This is a genomic window from Soonwooa sp. (genome assembly GCF_032062245.1).
Lineage (GTDB): Bacteria > Bacteroidota > Bacteroidia > Flavobacteriales > Weeksellaceae > Soonwooa.
Window position 1 is genome coordinate 1 of the sequence record NZ_DAMBQF010000061.1, and the last position, 1,665, is coordinate 1,665.

The 1,665-nt window shown below is 29.1% G+C and carries 3 protein-coding genes; all 3 read left to right on the forward strand.

Annotation, left to right across the window (positions count from 1 at the left end; translation table 11 throughout):
- Positions 1–193, forward strand: a 193-nt coding sequence (locus RT037_RS13790) for a hypothetical protein (protein ID WP_313032363.1), incomplete at its 5' end; no start/stop codon positions are given.
- A 32-nt stretch (positions 194–225) separates the two neighbouring features.
- Positions 226–477: a hypothetical protein gene (locus RT037_RS13795; protein WP_313032366.1), complete on the forward strand. Its 252-nt coding sequence runs from the start codon at positions 226–228 to the stop codon at positions 475–477.
- A gap of 117 nt (positions 478–594) precedes the next feature.
- Complete coding sequence (locus RT037_RS13800; RefSeq protein WP_313032368.1) at positions 595–1,422, forward strand: GLPGLI family protein; 828 nt, start codon at positions 595–597, stop codon at positions 1,420–1,422.
- Positions 1,423–1,665 lie beyond the last annotated feature (243 nt).

Below are 1,665 nucleotides of genomic sequence, written 5' to 3' on the forward strand. Positions count from 1 at the left end.
CTGGTTGACAGTTTTGTGCTCCGAATCCCGCCCGAACGCAAAGCCCGAAAACGTTGTACGATATTTTAAACAAAACACGTTATCAGAATATCATTTTTCAAACACAAATGAAGTTACAAATGCAAAGAGATTTAGAAAACTGAAAATAGACGAAAACGATTTGAAAACAAATAAGTTAAGTTTAAAATACTAACAGTAAATTATTAATTTAAAATGAAAAACAAAATGAAAAAGTTTATTTTAATCGCTGGTATTTTAACAGCAGGTGTTATGAGTGCTAATACAGTTTCTGTTGAGACTGAAGAAATTGTTTCAAATATTGATGAAACAACGATGCTAGAAACTGGAGTTTTAGAAATAAGATGTGGTGTAGTTCAAGCGAGTTGTACTTCTGCATATACTTGTCAAGATTGGACCGATCAACAATTTTTAGATTGGGCAGAGCTAATTCAAGAGAACTATTGTCAACTTTGGTAAACAAACTCTTTTAATTTTTATCAATAATCAATACAACCACAGGTTGTAATTAATTGAATAAGATAATTAGGAAGCCGTTCAAAAATATTGGACGGCTTCTCATAAAAAAATATAATTATGAATTTTACAAAAAAAAAACTTAAAATAATTTTTTTATTATTCTCTTCTATACTGTTTTCACAAGTTAGTCAAATTGATTCATTAAGGGGGAGTTTTATTTATTTACTTCAAAGCAAACCAGATAATATGAACAAGGATTATGTTTATAATGAACTTTTTTCTTTGCAAATAAGTGATACCAAATCTTTTTTTATTAGTGCAAATAGATTAAAATTTGACTCAATTGTTATTGGACAAATAAATAAAAATCCCAACAATCTCAAAATTGATGTAACGAGCACCCCAAAATCTAAATTTAAATTTCTAATAACTCAAACGCGCGAAAATATTCAATTTTATGAAAATATTGGAATGACTTTATTATCCTATAGTAGTCCTCCAATTAATACTTGGAAACTAATTAATGAAACAAAAATTATTAATTCTATTAGCTGTAAAAAAGCAGAGGTGAGCTATAAAGGTAGAGTTTGGACAGCTTGGTATTCAACTGATATACCTTTTCCTTATGGACCATATAAATTTAGCGGTCTTCCAGGTTTAATAGTTAAAATTACAGATAAAGCTGGAGATTATGATTTTGAGTTAGTAAAATCAACTCCTAATATTAAGTTAAAAGGAAAAATAATTGGAATAAATAAAAGGCATTATAATAAGGCAAAGCAGGTTACTCAAAAAGAGATGCTTCAAGCCAAACAAAATTTTATTGAAAATTCACGGCATGTATTAGAAAGCATGGGTACTGTATTTACACAAGATGAAAAAGAAAAACAAAAAAGAAGTGAAATTGATAAAAACAAACTCAATCCAATAGAATTAGAAGATTAAAAAACATCGTACAACATTGTATTGGCAAAATGCGGGGTTAAATGTAAAGTAGAAAAAGCAGAAATATTTATCCGCCGCTGCTTTTCATATTGTTTTTTTCTTTAATTTAGACAATCTGAAAAAGCATCGGCTCCGTTTGGTCTGAACTTGAACTTTCGTTCAAATTAAGCCCGCACTTCGCCAATACTTTTTCCGTTAGGCGATATGCTGTAAAAATTCGACACCAAAATAAAATTTCTCCAA